The organism is uncultured Campylobacter sp. (genome assembly GCF_963517995.1).
Lineage (GTDB): Bacteria > Campylobacterota > Campylobacteria > Campylobacterales > Campylobacteraceae > Campylobacter_A.
Genome location: NZ_CAUQHQ010000045.1, coordinates 1 through 16,549 on the forward strand (window position 1 = coordinate 1; position 16,549 = coordinate 16,549).

14 protein-coding genes and 1 pseudogene are annotated in these 16,549 nt (G+C 46.0%); 6 read left to right on the plus strand and 9 right to left on the minus strand.

What is annotated here, in order from left to right; all coding sequences use genetic code 11:
* From RYL88_RS06185 to yajC, 7 genes and pseudogenes are all read right to left on the minus strand, one after another.
* Positions 1-789 (minus strand): annotated as a pseudogene (locus RYL88_RS06185) (GGDEF domain-containing protein); the annotation flags it as partial.
* Positions 779-1,312, minus strand: coding sequence for a penicillin-binding protein (locus tag RYL88_RS06190; RefSeq protein WP_314989827.1), 534 nt, complete (start codon positions 1,310-1,312; stop codon positions 779-781). The gene RYL88_RS06190 and the pseudogene RYL88_RS06185, both read right to left, overlap by 11 nt.
* A 3-nt stretch (positions 1,313-1,315) precedes the next feature.
* Positions 1,316-3,787 carry a leucine--tRNA ligase gene (gene leuS / locus RYL88_RS06195; RefSeq protein ID WP_314989829.1) on the minus strand — a complete coding sequence of 824 codons (2,472 nt, stop codon included), beginning with the start codon at positions 3,785-3,787 and terminating at the stop codon, positions 1,316-1,318.
* Between the two features lie 8 nt (positions 3,788-3,795).
* Complete coding sequence (locus RYL88_RS06200; RefSeq protein WP_297967523.1) at positions 3,796-4,134, minus strand: DUF6394 family protein; 339 nt, start codon at positions 4,132-4,134, stop codon at positions 3,796-3,798.
* Between the two features lie 9 nt (positions 4,135-4,143).
* Complete coding sequence (gene secF / locus RYL88_RS06205) at positions 4,144-5,115, minus strand: protein translocase subunit SecF (RefSeq protein WP_314989831.1); 972 nt, start codon at positions 5,113-5,115, stop codon at positions 4,144-4,146.
* Positions 5,116-6,696: a protein translocase subunit SecD gene (gene secD / locus RYL88_RS06210; protein ID WP_314989832.1), complete on the minus strand. Its 1,581-nt coding sequence runs from the start codon at positions 6,694-6,696 to the stop codon at positions 5,116-5,118. It lies immediately after the preceding gene.
* Positions 6,689-6,979 carry a preprotein translocase subunit YajC gene (yajC, locus tag RYL88_RS06215; RefSeq protein ID WP_314989834.1) on the minus strand — a complete coding sequence of 97 codons (291 nt, stop codon included), beginning with the start codon at positions 6,977-6,979 and terminating at the stop codon, positions 6,689-6,691. The genes secD and yajC overlap by 8 nt, the downstream gene beginning before the upstream one ends.
* On the opposite strand from yajC, the gene RYL88_RS06220 reads away from it, so the two are divergent.
* Complete coding sequence (locus RYL88_RS06220) at positions 6,952-8,253, plus strand: apolipoprotein N-acyltransferase (protein WP_314989836.1); 1,302 nt, start codon at positions 6,952-6,954, stop codon at positions 8,251-8,253. The genes yajC and RYL88_RS06220 overlap by 28 nt on opposite strands.
* Positions 8,254-8,264: 11 nt before the next feature.
* Here the strand turns inward: RYL88_RS06220 and RYL88_RS06225 are convergent, their stop codons facing one another.
* A complete protein-coding gene (locus tag RYL88_RS06225; protein WP_314989838.1) occupies positions 8,265-8,864 on the minus strand; it encodes a hypothetical protein in 600 nt (199 codons plus the stop codon).
* 133 nt (positions 8,865-8,997) lie between these two features.
* The gene (metK, locus tag RYL88_RS06230; protein WP_297967537.1) at positions 8,998-10,200 is read right to left on the minus strand and encodes a methionine adenosyltransferase; all 1,203 of its coding nucleotides are present in this window, start codon (positions 10,198-10,200) and stop codon (positions 8,998-9,000) included.
* A gap of 144 nt (positions 10,201-10,344) precedes the next feature.
* Between metK and sstT the strand changes: the two genes are divergently transcribed.
* From sstT to RYL88_RS06255, 5 genes are all read left to right on the plus strand, one after another.
* Entirely contained in the window at positions 10,345-11,649 is a 1,305-nt protein-coding gene (sstT, locus tag RYL88_RS06235; RefSeq protein WP_314989839.1) for a serine/threonine transporter SstT, read from the plus strand.
* Between the two features lie 16 nt (positions 11,650-11,665).
* Entirely contained in the window at positions 11,666-13,387 is a 1,722-nt protein-coding gene (locus tag RYL88_RS06240) for a M3 family oligoendopeptidase (RefSeq protein ID WP_314989840.1), read from the plus strand.
* Positions 13,372-13,536 carry a hypothetical protein gene (locus RYL88_RS06245; protein ID WP_314989842.1) on the plus strand — a complete coding sequence of 55 codons (165 nt, stop codon included), beginning with the start codon at positions 13,372-13,374 and terminating at the stop codon, positions 13,534-13,536. Before RYL88_RS06240 ends, RYL88_RS06245 begins: the two co-directional genes overlap by 16 nt.
* Positions 13,518-13,955 carry a hypothetical protein gene (locus tag RYL88_RS06250; RefSeq protein WP_314989843.1) on the plus strand — a complete coding sequence of 146 codons (438 nt, stop codon included), beginning with the start codon at positions 13,518-13,520 and terminating at the stop codon, positions 13,953-13,955. Before RYL88_RS06245 ends, RYL88_RS06250 begins: the two co-directional genes overlap by 19 nt.
* Positions 13,956-14,324: 369 nt before the next feature.
* Positions 14,325-16,549 (plus strand): TonB-dependent receptor (locus RYL88_RS06255; protein ID WP_314989844.1); only part of this gene is annotated, 2,225 nt, incomplete at its 3' end.

A 16,549-nucleotide genomic window follows, 5' to 3' on the forward strand; every position in this document is an offset into this window, starting at 1 on the left:
CTCTAGTACCTTATCTAGCGCGGCTATCTTGCTTGAAATTTCGGCTTTATCCAGCTCGATGCGTTTCTTGGTTAAATTTTTTATATCGTTTCTAAATTTTAAGCTTTCAAGCAGCCTAGGCTCGTCTTTTAAATTTTTAGTTATCCTATCTATGTCGCCGATTATTTTATCGGTGATGGACGGCTCTAGCGTAGCCGTCAAAAGCGAGACGAACTCCTCGCACGCTCCAGCACTTCCAGCGCTCCTAATCGCGCCGTCAAGCTCTGCGACCATCTCCGCTAAATCATCCGTTTTTTTTATCCCGTAGTCGTTAAGCCTTTTTAAAAAGCTGTCGTCGTAATCGGTCAAAAAATCAAACCACTTATCTTTTATCCTGTCGGCGGTTTGGGCGTCGGTGCGTCTATTTAGCGCCTCGATACTGGCTTCTGCCAGCTTTCTTGCGCTTTTGTTATGTAGCGCGGCCGCTGCTTGAAGTACTTTTTTACTCATAGCGCACAGTGCGGCTACTAGCTTTGGATACTCGACGAGGCTGGGTGAATTTAACCTAGAGGCCATAAAAGCAAAAAGCTCGTCCACGCTTTTTACGTTTTTTTGTTTTAACTGCGCCTTAAATTCATCATTTAGTCTGCCGACGTATTTTTCTAGTTTTTGACAATCAGGCACTATAACGCCGTTTTTTTTTGCCGTCTCGCAAAAAACTTCGGCGTAGTTATCCGGAGTTAGCACGAGTCCGCGCTCTTTTATAGTCTGGATAGTCTCTTTTATGACTTGATTGACGCTAGTCGCCACGCTTTAGACCTTTTACGGCAAGCGTAGCGATATACTCGTCAAAAGCCTCTTGAGAAGCCTGCTTTACGGCATTATATCTATCGCTTTCGCTGATGACGCCGTCGGCGAATCTAGTATCTCTTATCTTTTGCGACACGGTAAAGTCATGCTCGCCCGAAGTAGTCACCGATAGTATCTTGCCGTTCTTTAGCCTGGTGTCGAAATTTAACGCCAAAATCGCCTTATAAGACGTTACATAGCCGTACTCGTCAAAAAGCAAGGGCTGATAACTAAGCGTTTTTATCGACACGGTTATAGACGTAGGCGCATTTTTATCGTCGCTTATACGTTTTCCCAGCCTAGTTACGATGCCCTCAAGCACGCTGTCTTTTATCCAAACGCTGTTTTTAGGTTCTTCTTTACTTATAAGCACGTTTACGTAAACGTGCTCGCCCATTATGTCGTTAGTTATCTTTGAGACCGGCTTATAGCTGCATCCCACCAAGATAAAAGCCGTTAAAAATAGTAAAAATTTAGTCTTCAAAATTTAGCCTTTTATTACGAAATTTACGAGCTTGCCGGCTACGTAAATTTGTTTGATTATTTCCTTACCCTCGAGCCATTTCTCTGCGCTTTGTTTAGCTAAAGCTATGATCTCATCATCGCTAGCGCTACTTGACGCCTCAAATTCGCCTCGCCTTTTGCCGTTAACCGTGATAGCTAAATTTAAGCTATCTTGCTCAAAAACCTCGTTTAAGATTTCTATTTTCGTAAAATTTGCTCTACCAAATAGCTGCTCGCTAAGCTCGTTTGCTATATGCGGCACGATAGGCTCGAGTAGATTTAAAACGATAAAAAAGGCTTCCGTCGTTACATCCTCATTATCCTGCGCGTTTACGGCGTTTAGGGCTTCCATGCAGGCCGCGATTAGGGTATTAAAGGCAAAATTTTCTTCGTAAACGTCGTTTGATTTTTTAAGCGCCTCATAAACCTTCATTCGCGCGTATTTTTCTTCTTTGCTCAAATTTGCGTGCGCTATCTGCGGGATTTGAGTACATTTTTTGACATTCGCACTTCGTTCGTATAAGCGGTTTAAAAACCTAAATGCGCCCTCGACCGCGCTATCGTTCCACTCAAGCTCTTTTTGCGGAGGCGCGGCAAAGAGGATAAAAAGCCTCGCCGTATCGGCGCCGTATTTGTTAATGATGTCGTCTGGATCGACTACGTTGCCTTTACTTTTACTCATTTTTTTGCCGTCTTTTAGCACCATGCCTTGAGTAAGCAGTCGCTCAAACGGCTCGTCGTCTCTTAGGTAGCCCAGGTCTCGTAAGGCCTTTTGGAAAAACCTAGCGTAAAGTAGGTGCAAGATCGCATGCTCGATACCGCCGATATACTGATCCACGTTCATCCAATAATTCACGCTTTTAGCATCAAACGCGCGATCCTGCCACGTCTTTTCGTCGCTGGCGTATCTAGCGAAATACCAGCTACTCTCAAAAAACGTATCCATCGTATCGGTCTCGCGGATAGCCTCGCCGCCGCATTCTGGACATTTTACGTGCTTCCAGCTCTCGTGTTTATCAAGCGGATTTCCCTCGCCCGTTATCTGTACGTCGTCAGGCAGCGTCACGGGCAGATTTTCGATCTTTTCAGGCACGACGCCGCAGTGCTTGCAGTGCACCATCGGTATCGGCGCGCCCCAGTAGCGCTGTCTAGAGATGCCCCAGTCGCGGATTTTAAAATTTACGACGCGTTTGCCGATTTTATCCGCTTCAAATTTTTCTATTATTTTTAGTTTTGCTTCTTCGCTGCCAAGACCGTTTATGAGCGGCGAATTTATAGATATTCCGTACTCCGTTAGAGCCTTGCCGCCCTCAAATTCGCCCTGGGTAGGCTTAACCACCGGCTTTATCGGCAGGCCAAATTTACTCGCAAACTCATAGTCGCGCTCATCATGAGCCGGTACAGCCATAACCGCGCCGCTACCGTAGTCTGCCAGGACGAAATTGGCTACCCAAACCGGTACTTTTTCTCCGGTTAGCGGATGCAAGACGTTTATGCCCAAATAAAGCCCGTCTTTTTCGCTAGCTTGGCGTTCGCGCGGGCTTTGGTTTAAAATTTTTCTGATTTTTTCCGCTTTTTGCGGCTCTAATTTACCTGCGTTAAGCAGTCTTTTTACGATCCTGTGCTCAGGCGCTAAAGCTGCATAACTAACGCCGTAAATCGTATCCGGGCGCGTGGTAAATACCTCAAAACCGTCTATTGGCTCGCCACCCTCTAAAATCCGCTTCGACTCCTCGTCTAGCTTAAATTTAAACTCGAGTCCAAAGCTCTTACCGATCCAGTTTTCCTGCATCGTAAGCACTTGAGACGGCCATTTTCCCTCTAATTTTTTCAAATCATCTAGCAATTCCTGCGCATAGCTAGTTATCTTTAGGTAGTAGCCCGGTAGTTCGCGCTGGACTACGGCATTTCCGCATCTCCAGCAGCATCCGTCTTCGACCTGTTCGTTTGCAAGCACCGTTTGGTCGTATTCGCACCAATTTACTACCGCGCTTTTTCGGTAAACTAGCCCCTTTTCGTACATTTTGATAAAAAATTCTTGCTCAAATTTAGTATAAAGCGGATCAGACGTCGCGAATTCGCGCTTTTTAGAAAAGCTAAGTCCCAAAGCGTCAAGCTCGCCGCGCATGTAGTCTATATTTTCGTAAGTCCAAATTTTAGGATGGATTTTGTGCTTTATCGCCGCATTTTCCGCAGGCATGCCAAAGCTATCAAAGCCGATAGGATGCAAAACGTTGTAGCCTTTTTTGCGGTAGTATCTAGCTATGGCATCTCCGATAGAGTAGTTTCGCACGTGCCCCATGTGGATGCGTCCGCTAGGGTATGGAAACATGCTTAGGATATATTTTTTAGGCAGGCTATAGTCTTCTTTGGGCTCAAATTCGCCGCTTTTGCTCCAAATCTCTCTCCATTTTTTTTCTATTTTCGCAGGCTCGTATTTTAAATTTTCACTCATTTTTACTCCTAAAATTCTTCTTGCGTTTTGCTTGACTCGACCAAAACCAAGGCGAGCGAAAAAACATTTGCGATCGTCGCTCCGATAGCTAGCGAATAAGCGATATTAGCATTGCCGTTTACCTGAAGTATCCCAAACGCCGGAATAAGGTGCAAATCAGCCACTAAAGAACTAGCGAAAAGCTCGGCGGCAAAGATATTTTTAACCCCGATTTTTAGCAACGTCGAAATTAAATTTACGCTCGCGGCTATAAAAAGCGCAATCTCGTTTTTGTCGTACAAAAATCCTGCCGTCGTCGTTAGGCTCATGAGAGCGAAAAAAATATAAACAACCTTACCCCAATTCATCGCCTCTCCTTATATAGCGCCTTTTTCAAACATCTCTCGTTGCTTTTGCTTCTCTCTTTGAGCGCGCGACTTTTCAGCCTCCGTCGCGCGGTATTTTTCTACGCTAAATTTAAACCATAAAAGCATAGGCGCGGCAACGAATATCGAGCTAAGCGTACCGATGACGATGCCCACTATCAGCGCCAAAGAAAATCCGTGTATCATATCTCCGCCGAACAAAAACAGCACGACTACTGTGATGAGCGTGGTGCCTGATGTGAGTATCGTTCTAGTTAGCGTCGCGGAGACCGATTCGTTTATTATCGTATCAAGATGCGTGCTCTTGCTGCTTTTGATATTTTCTCTGATGCGGTCAAAGACGATGATCGTGTCGTTTAGCGAGTAACCCACGACCGTAAGGATCGCCGCAAGAGTGTCTAAATTTACGTCGATAGCAAAAAGGCTGATAGCTCCCATCGTGATCACGACGTCGTGAATCTCCGAAGCAACCGCCGCCATCGCAAATCTCCACTCGAATCTAAACGCGATGTAGATCAAAATCCCCACGAGCGAGATCGCAAGCGCCATCACGCCCTTTTCACGCAGCTCGTCGCCGACTTTTGGACCCACTACGTCGGTGCGACGGATCTCAAATTTGCCAGTATCTTTTAAAAGCTCCGCTACGCTAGCTCCGACGTCGCTGCCTAAATTTGAGTTCGTCCCAGAAAATCTAATAGTAACTTCTTCTGCCGAGCCAAATTCCGTAACGCTCGCGTTTTTATAGGCTTCGTCTTTTGCCAGAGCCTCGCGAATTTTATCTAGCGAGACTGCGCTATCGTACTTCACCTGGATGAGCGTACCGCCTGAAAAATCGATGCCGTAGTTAAAGCCTTTCGTCGCCATTAAAAAAAGCGATCCGAAAAATAGTATCGCCGAAACGGCAAGCGCCGCATAACGCTTGCCCATAAAATCATAAATGTGCGCCTTTGAGAAAAATTGCATTTATACCCTTTTATAACCGAACCAAAATCGCGTGTTGCCGCTTTTTTCTATTTTATTCATCACCGTATCAAACATCCCGTGAGTACCCAAAATGGCCGTTATCATCGATGCTACGATACCGATAGCCATCGTAACGGCAAAGCCCTTAACCGGCCCGGTGCCGTAGGCATAAAGCACGACTGAGGTGATAAGCGTGGTCAAATTTGCATCTATGATCGCGCTCATCGCATTTTCGTAGCCTTTTTTCACGCTTGTTGCGATACTGGCTCCGTCGCGCAGCAGCTCCCTGATACGCTCGTTTATGATGACGTTTGCATCCACTGCCATACCGATGGTTAGCACTATGCCAGCCATTCCAGGTAGCGTTAGAGCAGCGCCGAACATCGCCATCACGGCGACTAATATTAAGATATTTGCGACAAGAGCGATATTTGCCAAAATGCCGCTAAATCCGTAATAAACTATCATAAATAGTACCACCAAAACCGAGGCCGAGGCTAGCGCGATCATAGATTGTCTTATGCTGTCGGCGCCTAGACTTGGTCCTACGCTTCGTTTTTCTAGCATTTTTACCGGAGCCAAAAGAGCGCCGCTTCTAAGCGCAATAGCTACGTCGTGAGCCTCCTCTACGCTAAATCCGCCGCTTATCTGACCGCTTCCGCCGCCGATTCTCTCGTTTATCGACGGAGCCGAGTAAACCCTGCCGTCAAGCACGATAGCTAGGCGCTTACCGACGTTTGCACCGGTAAAATCGCCAAAAATTCTAGCTCCCTCGGCGTTTAGAGTAAAGCTGATGATAGGCGAGTTGGTGCGCTGATCAAAGGCAACCCTAGCGTCCGTTAGCATCGCGCCGTCAAGTACGGGGATGTTTTTTACGACGTATTTTATTTGCTCGTTTTTGACGTCCGGATAGATGACGTCGCCATAGCTCTCAGCCTCGGCCTCGCTCATAGAGTTTGCCTGCGACTGGCGCTTTTCATCGACGGCCATCAGCTGGAGGTGCGCGGCTTTTGCGATGAGATCGCGTGCGCGCTGTTCGTCCTCAGCCGTTTTGATACCTGGAAGCTCGACTAGGATATTATCCTTGCCCTGTCTTGCTACCGTAGGCTCGGCTAGACCGAACTGATCGAGGCGGTTTCTGATCGTTTCTACCGCTTGATTTATCGCGTATTCGATAGTTTCGGCCTTCTCGGCGTCGGTTAAGCCGATAGAGTATTTTAGTCCGTCTTTTTGCACGTTAAGACCTTTGATATCTTTTAGCATTCCGTCGATTTTAGCGGCTTCGTCCGCATCAAGCAGTTCAAAGTCCACCTTGTCTTCGCGGATTTTAAAGCTATCTATCAAAACGTCTTCTTTTTTCGCAAAATAGTTCACGCTAGCAGCGATCGACTTGATCTTTGAGTGCACGGCCTCCTCGGTCTCGACGCCAAGAAGCATATGAAGTCCGCCCTGCAAATCAAGTCCGAGGCTGATTTTAGAGCCGCCTAGCTTGTCCGTAAAAGACGGCGCGGAAAATATAATGCCCAAAATCAAAGCCAAAACAAAGATAATCAGCCTATATGTTATTTTGCCGTTACGCATTTACTTTCGTCTCTGTTTTTTCTATTTTTCTCGCGATAAATTCGCGTGAAACGCGCACGATTACGTCGTCGTTAAGCTTAACTCTGATAAAATCATCTTCCGGTTTTATCACCTCGCAGATTAGCCCGCCGCTAGTTATGATCTTGTCGCCTTTTTCGAGTGCGGCTATCATCGCGGCATGAGCTTTTTGCTGTTTTTGCTGCGGTCTGATAACCAAAAAATAAAATATCGCGAAAAGCACGACTAGAGGTAGTAATGAAGCTACGAAATTTCCTTCTTGCATGGGGTTCCTTGATAAAAAAAATTTTAAGCCCCTATTTTAGCACTAAAATTATAATAAAAGCCTTTGTCGGCGCGATTTTGATCTCAAATTTTATACTAGCCGATGTTTTGGGCGGCGAAATTTTAAATTTTATCTCGCCGTTTTTTGCGATAGCGGGCTTTTATTTGCTACTCAAATTTGACCGCCGCGGCTTTTTTTGGACGGGATTTTTTATCGGGATTATTTGGTTTTACTGGATCAGCTTTAGCCTCGTTTATTACGAGCTTGGCTACCTCATCCCGCTTGAAATTTTAGCTATCGGACTGATTTACGGCGCGCTATTTTTGATAGCGGGCATCCCGGCTCAAATTTGGCTAAAGGCTTTATTGCTTATCCTAGTTTCAAACATCCATCCATTCGGCTTTAACTGGCTAAATTTAGAAGCCGTTTTCGTGCCGGGCATATTTGCGCCCAGTTTGCTCGCGCTTGCGTTTATTTTCTCCGCGATTTTGTGCCTGTTTTACGTCAAAAACCGCTTCAAATTTATCGCTTTTGCCGTGCTTTTAGCCTGCTCGGTGCAGTATGATACGCCAAATTTTAAAACTATTCCTTTTGAGGTAAAGCTATCAAACACCGGCGTCCCGCAAGAGCTAAAGTGGCAAAAGCAGCTAAAAAACGAGTTTATAAATCAAAATTTAGAAATCATAGACGAGGCGATAAAAGCGGGCTTTAGGGCGGTTATTTTGCCAGAGAGCGCCTTTCCCGTTTATATGACGCACGAGCGAAATTTGACCTCCGAACTACTCGAAAAGTCGCAAAAGATCGCTATCGTAGCCGGCGCGCTAGCTCGCGAAAACGGCACCAACTACAACTCGGCGTTTTTCTTTGACCGCGGCAAGATGCGGCGGATGGATAAATTTATCCTCGTGCCTTTTGGAGAGGAGATCCCGTTACCGGCGTTTGCGCGTGACTTGATAAATAAAATATTTTTCGGCGGAGCGAAGGATTTTGAGACGGCAAGCACCCCTAGCGACTACGAGATAGAGGGCCTTAAAATCAGAAACGCGATCTGCTACGAAGCGACGCGAGACGAGCTATTTGAGGGGGAATTCGACGTCATGATCGCAGTGACGAACAACGGCTGGTTCGTGCCTAGCACCGAGCCAAATTTACAGCGAAATTTACTCAAATGCTACGCGACGAAATACGGCAAAGCCATCTATCACAGCGTAAACGGCTCGCCGTCTGAGATAATAACGCCAAAACAAGGCTTGCTCGATAAATTTTTTAGATAAATTTGCTAAATTTAGGCGTTTTTGCGTTTGCGAAATAGCAACCGAATTTGCAATGATACGTAAAATATACAAGCTGCAACAAAAACTACAAGCATAAAATCAATACACATCTGCCAAAACAGCTCGCCTGGAGACTTCAGCACCCATTCGTATTCAGGCGAGTATCTTGGATGACGATAGCCGATGTGGTAACCGCTAAAATCCCAATACACAAAAAAACTGCTCACAAAAATGATAAAAATAGAAAGAAAAAATCTTTTTACAGGATTTTCTTTTATTATCATCTTTAAGGTGTAAGCTTTATTTTCTTTACTGCCGCACAGCAAGCAAGCAGCTACGAAACCGACAAGCGTGACGACCTTGATAATCCCCATATAAGCGATATAAAGCGCGGCCTTTTGCGTAAAATCGGTATGAGTAAAAGCTCTCTCTACGGCCGGGTAAATTTTAAGCATAGCTTCTACGAAAACTCGCGCCAAAGACGAGCGAGCCAGCACATCAAAAGGCAATACAAAAATGCCTAACGCGCAAATAAAATAAAAAGCACAAATACCGAGCAAAACGAGTCCGAGCGCCTTGTTTTCACCGTTTTGTTTTGCTTCTGTTTGCATCTTAATTCTCTTTAAATTTTGTCGCGCGGTTTTTGAAGTAAAATTTAAGACGTAAAGCGGGGCGAAATTTCATACGAAGCCTTAAATTTGAGGGTAAATTTAAGCCCGCGTTAAATTTAGCGGGCTTAGGAGATTATTTAATCAAAGCCTTAAAAGTATCAACCGCATCAAGCTTTTCCCACGGATATTTGGCGTTTCCGACTTGACCTTTGGCCGCTACTTTAGCGTATAAAAACGTATCTTTGCCGGGTTTATCTAGGCCGAATTTATTTGTTATCCAGCGCGGAGTGAGGGCGAAGTTCTCGCTAACGAAATTTGACAGCATATCGTCGTTTATACCCGCGATCTGCGTGCCCATCGTATCGACGCTAACAGAGGTAGGCTTTGCCATACCGATAGCGTAGCTTAGCTGGACGATGCACTTTTTAGCAAGGCCGGCCGCGACGATGTTTTTAGCTATCCAGCGCGCCGCATAAAGGCCGCTGCGATCGACTTTCGTGTAGTCTTTGCTGCTTTGCGCGCCGCCGCCTATCGGGCTATATCCGCCAAAGCTATCTACGATGAGCTTGCGACCCGTTAGCCCGCTATCGTGAAGCGAGCTGTGATTTACGTAGCGGCCTGTCGGGTTGATATAGATGAGCGTTTTGCTCTTATCATATAGACCCTTTGGCAAGCCCGCATCGTCGATGAGAGTTTGCACTAGGGCGCGTAGCTCCTCTATCTTCATCGTCTCGACGCAAGGGGCCGAAACAACGATAGTGTGGATGCTTTGAGGTTTGCAGTTTTCAAAGTTATCTTTCGTGCCGTAGTCTACGGTGACCTGAGTTTTGATATCGACGCCGAGTTTATCAGGGTTAGCTTTGGCAAATTTATAAACCTTATCGCAAAGCATCCTGGCGTAGGTTATGGCTGCGGGCATATATTCGTTTGCTTCGCAGCTAGCAAAGCCAAACATTATGCCTTGATCCCCTGCGCCTATCTCGCCGCCTTCTTGATCGACGCCTTGATTTATATCCGCGCTTTGCTGATTTACGCAGACTTTTATCTCAATGTCGTCTGGGTGCAGGCACTGCTCTTTAGTAAATTTAGACTTGCCGTCGTAGCCGATTTTTGCTAGTGCATTTTTAACGATCGCCTCATAGTCTTTGAAGCTTAGCTTAACCTTAGAGTTTATCTCTCCGCCTATTATAATGTTTTTACCCGCGACGAAAACTTCGCTAGCGACGCGACCGTTTGGATCTTGCATCAAGATCGTATCGACGATGCTATCTGCGATGATATCGGCGCATTTGTCCGGATGCCCCGGGCTTACCACCTCTGAAGTAAATAGATACATAGCGTTTCCTTTTATGAAATTTAATCTCGCAATTGTAACATTTCATAATAAAATTGAAATTAATCTCGCTCAAAGCTTGTAAATTCGGCGTAAATTCGGCTATAATCCTAAACTAAAATTAAACTTTAAAGCAAGGACACTAGAATGTTTGGCAAACTGGCAAAACGATACGCCGACGGAAATTTGATCGTTCAAATTCTAATCGGCATCCTACTGGGGGCGGCGATAGGCTTTTGGACGCATAGTCAATCGGCGGATTTTAACAAGCTCATAGCAGACGGCGTAACCGATACGGCGCAGCTAGCAGCGGCTAAAAAAGGGCTAACGGATGCGGCAAATTCGGTAGCAAATTCTATCGCCGTTTTGGGCGATCTCTTCGTCGGAGCGCTTAAAGCCATCGCGCCGATCCTGGTTTTCGTGCTAGTGGCGGCCTCTATCATCGTAAAAGAATTCGGCCACTCCAAAGGCATGCAAAAAGTAGTCGGGCTATATCTAGTAGGTACGTTTTTAGCCGCCGTGGTCGCCGTAGTCGCTAGTTTTCTTTTTCCTACGGAGCTTATGCTAAAAGGCGTACAAAGCGCCGATATGAGCGCGCCGCAAGGTATCGTAGAGGTGCTAAAAGACCTCATCTTTAAAATGGTTCAAAACCCTATCACAGCGCTTTCTAGCGGCAACTACATCGGCATCATTACCTGGGCCGTGGGCGGCGGTATCGCGATGAGATTTTGCACCGCCGAGACTAAAAAAGTCTTCCAAGACGTTAGCGACGGCGTGACTAAAATCGTTAGATTTATCATCCGCCTAGCACCGTTTGGTATCTTTGGTCTAGTTACCATTAGCATCCATAATACCGGCTTTGACGCGCTTGCTGGCTACCTAAAACTAATCCTCGTTCTAGTAGGCTCCATGGCCTTCGTTTCTTTCGTCGTTTATCCTGCGATAGTGTTTGTCCTAACCAAGAAAAATCCTTATCCGCTCGTGATGACTTGCGTGAGAGAGAGCGCGGTTACGGCGTTTTTTACCCGCAGTTCGGCGGCAAACATCCCCGTAAATATGGCGCTTTGCAAAAAGCTAGGACTAAAAGAAGAGCTCTACTCGATCTCTATCCCGCTAGGAGCTACCATAAACATGGGCGGAGCTGCCGTAACTATCGGCGTTTTGGCGCTTGCGGCGGTAAACTCGATCCCTTCTATCACCGTTGATTTTGGCGATGCGTTACTGCTTTGCTTTATCTCGGCTCTTGGCGCGTGCGGGGCTTCGGGCGTCGCGGGCGGTTCGCTACTGCTGGTGCCGCTTGCTTGCGCGCTATTTGGCATCGGTAACGACATCGCGATGCAGGTTGTCGGCGTAGGATTTATCATCGGCGTGATCCAAGACTCGGTAGAAACAGCCGTAAATAGCGCCTCAGACGTGCTTTTCACAGCCGTAGCGTCTGAAACGTCAGAGTAAATTTAAGGTCGCAAAAATGAACGTTTGGGACTTGACCCCGCTTTTTAAAAACGAAAAAGAGCTGGAGACCTCGGCTCTTTCGTTGCAAAACGAGTGCGAAAAATTTGAAGCCAAATACTCGGATAAATTTTTAAATTTAAGTGATGAGGAGTTTTTAGGCGCGCTTAGCGAGTATGAAAATTTGCTAGAAAACATCGCTCGCGTGCAAATTTACGTGAGCCTGGTCTTTTCAAAAGACACCTCAAAGGGCGCGTTTTACGCCAAATTTGACGAACTAAGCTCAAAAGCGCAAAATCATCTGCTCTTTTTCGAGCTTAAATTTAACGAATTTGACGAAGCCAGACAAAACAAAATCATCGCTAAAAGCTCGAGACTTGGCTACTATCTAGATAGTATCGCAAAAGAAAAAGCCCACCAGCTGAGCCTAAAAGAGGAGCAAATTTTACTCCGCACGGCAAACACGGGCGCGGAAGGCTTCTCGCGGCTTTTTGACGAGACGCTAAGCGCGCTTAAGTTTAAATTTAAAGGCAAAATGCTAGGCGAAGAGGAGGTTTTGTCAAAACTTCACAGCCCGGACCGCGCCGAGCGAAAAGCGGCCGCAAAGAGCCTCTCTGGCGGTCTCGCGCCCCAGCAGCATCTGCTTAGCTACATCTATAACATGATAAAAACCAGCCTAAAAACCAGCTGCGAGCTGAGAAAATTCGACCTGCCCGAAAGCCCGCGGCATTTCTCAAACCAAACGACCAAGGCTAGCGTAGACGCGCTTATAAAGGCTGCCGAGACGAGCTTTGATCTGCCGATTAAATTTTACGAAAAAAAGCGCAAAATTTTAGGCCTTAAAAAGCTTTACGACTACGATAGATACGCGCCGCTTGAGCAGAGTAAGAGCGTTTATAAATTTGAAGAGTGCAAAAAAATCGTACTTGAGACTTTTGCCAAATTTAGCCCAAAATTCGGCGATATAGCCGCTCGCGCGTTTAAAGAGGGCTGGATCGACGTCTATCCTGCGCAAAACAAACGAGGCGGCGCCTTTTCTCAATCGGGCGTCGCGAAAGCCCATCCTTACGTGCTTTTAAACCACACCGACGAGAGGCGGGATCTTTTTACCCTAGCGCACGAGCTAGGTCACGCCGCGCATCAAAATCTAGCCTATGAAAGCGTTGGATTTCTAAACGCCGATACGCCGCTAACTACGGCGGAGACGGCATCGGTGTTTTGCGAGATGCTAGTTTTCGATCACGTCAAAAACACGCTAAAAGGCAGAGAAAAAACCGCCCTACTCGCGGGCAAGATCGAGGATATCTTCGCTACGCTTTATCGCCAGATAAACTTCACGACCTTTGAGCGCCGAGTTCACGCGCATGAGGGCGAGGTAAGTGCTGATGAGCTAAATAAAATTTGGCTAGAAGAGAGCGCAAAGATGTTTGGGCCAAGCGTTACGCTAAACGACTATTATAAAATTTGGTGGAGCTACATCCCGCACTTTATCCACACGCCGTTTTACTGCTACGCCTACTCCTACGCGCAGCTTTTGGTACTGGCGATTTTTGGGCTTTATAAAAGCGGCAAATGCGAAAATTTCGTACAAATTTACACCGAGTTTTTAAGCGCGGGCGGTTCGCACTCGCCAAAAGAGCTGGTCGGGATGTTTGGCTTTGATATCGAGGACGCGGCGTTTTGGCAGATCGGTATAAACGAGGTTAGAAAGCTAGTGGAGGAGTTTTGCCAAGAAGCGTAGCGAGCACAAATTTGACTAAATTTGAGAGCCCGGACGGCTGCGAATTTGACGCTAAATTTTACGTTAATTTAAGGTCAAATTCGGCGCCGCGACAGACGGCAAAATTTAAAAAGGCACAAAAGGAGGTAAAATGCTTGATGAAATTTTAGACGACGAGAAATTTTCGGCGATAATGAAACGCCATGTTTTTGAGTGCGTGGAGTACCTGCTAAAAAACGACCGCGCGTTCTCGGCGATGGCTAACCTTGATCTAGTCAAATTTGACCCCGAGCTGCCTAAGTATATTAGCAGCACTTTTACGGCTCCCGTTATCGTCTTTACGCTTGCTGGCTATACCTTTAGCAGCGCCAAACTAACGCCGGAGGAGCTAAGCTTCGAGGCTGGCTTCGGTAAGGAAAATTTTGCCAGCGTCGTTAGCTTTCCGCTTGGAGCTATCGTTCAAATTTTAGTAGAAAATAGCCCGATTTTGGTAAATTTTTCCGTATACAAAACTCAAAAAAGCCAGCTTGAAAAGTCGATGTCGGCGCTAATGTCAAACCCGAACAATAAAGATCTATTTAAAAAGTGAGCAAATTTTATCCGCCGTTTTGCTCGCGCTATTTTTTATATGTTTACTTTTTTATACGCTTTTCCTTCATTCAAGTCGGGCGATATTAGTTTTGCCCAAATAGGCGGCTTTATAGCACTCACTACGTTTTGCGTATGTATTTTGGCGGACGCGGATTTTGTCTTAAATTTACTAAATTTACTTAAGCAAAACGCTATCTTAATTGCAGCGATTTTGCTAGTAATGATTTTCTTATTTCTTAATATCAAAAATTAACTTGTAATTTTTAAACTAAATTCTATTTTTTAATCAAACTATAAACGAATATTTATTATCATTTCGTATTTTATAGCAAATGAATATCAAAATTATCGTTAATAAGGATAGAAAATGAACCGTCTTAAATTCTCTCTTGCCGCCTTGCTTCTTTTATCGAATTTAAACGCAAAAGAAGCCGAGGTCGAGCTAAAAGAAGTAACGGTTAGCGGCGAAGCGGAGGCGCAAAGCGATCCACTGCAAAAAAAGGTAGGCCAAAACGTAAAAAGCTCCAAAGAACTAACCAAAACGCAGGTTTCTGACAATAAAGACCTCGTTAGGTACGAAACGGGCGTAACGACGGTGGAAGCTGGGCGTTTCGGCCAAAGCGGCTACGCGATAAGAGGCGTGGAGGAAAACCGAGTAGCTATCACGGTAGACGGCCTACATCAGGCTCAGACGCTAAGCTCGCAAGGCTTTAAGGAGCTATTTGAAGGATACGGAAACTTTAACAATACCCGCAACGGCGTAGAGTTTGAAACGCTAAAACAAGCCACCATCTCAAAAGGCGCAGACTCCGTTCGTACGGGTTCTGGGTCTCTGGGCGGCTCCGTGATGTTTGAGACAAAAGACGCAAGGGATCTTTTGCTGGACAAGGATTATTTCTACGGCTACAAAGGCGGCTACAATACCGCCGATAATCAAACCATGCACTCGCATACCTTAGCCGGTAGGTTTAAGTGGTTTGATATCCTGGCCGTACAAACCAAGCGTAGACACCACGAGACGGAAAACTACGGTTATAAGGACTATGACGATAGCGTGCTAGGCAGAACCAGAGAAAAGGCCGACCCGTACTACATCAAAAAAACGAGCAGTCTCATTAAACTAGGCTTCCAGCCTCACGAGGAGCATAGATTTACATTTATGTCAGATACCTACAAAAACCGATCTCAAGGCAAAGACCTATCATACACGCTTACGCTTTCTAGCAACAGGGACGAGATCGTAGATACCGGACTAAGATACAACGACGATATGATGGATAGGAAAAATCGCGCTTTTGCCTATGAAAATTTTAGCGAAACTCCGCTATGGGATACGATGAAATTTACATACTCCAACCAAAAAATCAAATCCCGCGCCAGAACCGAGGAGCACTGCCAAGCAGGAGAAAACTGCTCTGAAATTTCAAATCCTATCGGACTTCAGGTTAAAAACAATAAGGTTGTCGATAAATACGGCGGCGAAGTAACCCTGCAACGAACCCAGGAGATAGATCCCCAGTACGGCGGACTAACGTGGGTAAACAGGCTCGTAGATAGCCAAGGAAACGTCCATGAGCAGAATAAATTTAGCATCAATCAAAACGTAAGCAATACGTGGCTTGACTGCTCGGTATTTGACTGCTCCAAGCCCAACATCGACGTGCTAAAATACGACTACGCCACCGATCAATACGTCAAATCAACCGTTCCGCTGGATAAAAGCTATACCGACGCAAGCACGGGCAAGACCTTTAAACAAAGCTCGCAGAGCGGATACCTAATCACCCCGTACGGCAAGGGCTACTTAAGCCGCGACTGGAAAGAGCGCGATCTGGATACTAACACCAAGCAGTTTAACCTAGACTTTAACAAATACGCCAAAACGGGCGACCTCGAGCACGATATCGCATACGGACTAAGCTTTGCTAGAACCGAAAAATCCATGACGAACAAGCAAGGCTACGACGCTACGAGCAGCAGGTGGTGGGCGCCTAAGACGCTAGGCACGGATTTTTCGGGTACGCCCTATACGTGCGAAAACGCGCCGCTAACGCTACTTTACGCGCTTTGTCCTAGAACCGAGCCGCTCACGTCTTTTCTAATCCCGGTTAAAACAAAAGAAGGCGCGCTATATCTAAACGACGATATGCGCGTAAACGACTGGCTGGGGATAAATTTAGGCTACCGCTACGACAAGATAAAATATAAACCAAACTACGTCCCGGGCTCCACGCCTAAAATCCCCGACGATATGGTGTTAGGTCTTTTCGTACCGTATAATCCTAGTCCGGAGCCAAAATGGTGGGACTATGCAGATAGAAGCGAGTGGCAAAGAGCGCATGACGCATGGAAGCAAGAAGCGCCTAATAACGCGCTAGCAAACATAAAATACATCGCTAGGGATAAAAAATTTACGAATAGCTCTTATGCCATAGGAGCCGATATCGATCCGCTAGATTATTTTAGAGTGCAGCTAAAATACTCCAAAGGCTTTAGAGCGCCCACTTCGGACGAGCTATATTTGGCGTTTAAGCATCCTGATTTTACCAGCCAACCAAATCCGGATCTACAACCCGACATAGCTCAGACCAA

Coding starts and splice junctions, on each gene's coding strand:
- sstT (WP_314989839.1), top strand. CDS start 10,345: ATGTTTGGCAAACTGGCAAAACGATACGCCGACGGAAATTTGATCGTT.
- RYL88_RS06225 (WP_314989838.1), bottom strand. CDS start 8,864: ATGCAAACAGAAGCAAAACAAAACGGTGAAAACAAGGCGCTCGGACTC.
- RYL88_RS06220 (WP_314989836.1), top strand. CDS start 6,952: ATGAAGCTACGAAATTTCCTTCTTGCATGGGGTTCCTTGATAAAAAAA.
- yajC (WP_314989834.1), bottom strand. CDS start 6,979: ATGCAAGAAGGAAATTTCGTAGCTTCATTACTACCTCTAGTCGTGCTT.
- secF (WP_314989831.1), bottom strand. CDS start 5,115: ATGCAATTTTTCTCAAAGGCGCACATTTATGATTTTATGGGCAAGCGT.
- leuS (WP_314989829.1), bottom strand. CDS start 3,787: ATGAGTGAAAATTTAAAATACGAGCCTGCGAAAATAGAAAAAAAATGG.
- RYL88_RS06200 (WP_297967523.1), bottom strand. CDS start 4,134: ATGAATTGGGGTAAGGTTGTTTATATTTTTTTCGCTCTCATGAGCCTA.
- metK (WP_297967537.1), bottom strand. CDS start 10,200: ATGTATCTATTTACTTCAGAGGTGGTAAGCCCGGGGCATCCGGACAAA.
- RYL88_RS06250 (WP_314989843.1), top strand. CDS start 13,518: ATGCTTGATGAAATTTTAGACGACGAGAAATTTTCGGCGATAATGAAA.
- RYL88_RS06240 (WP_314989840.1), top strand. CDS start 11,666: ATGAACGTTTGGGACTTGACCCCGCTTTTTAAAAACGAAAAAGAGCTG.
- secD (WP_314989832.1), bottom strand. CDS start 6,696: ATGCGTAACGGCAAAATAACATATAGGCTGATTATCTTTGTTTTGGCT.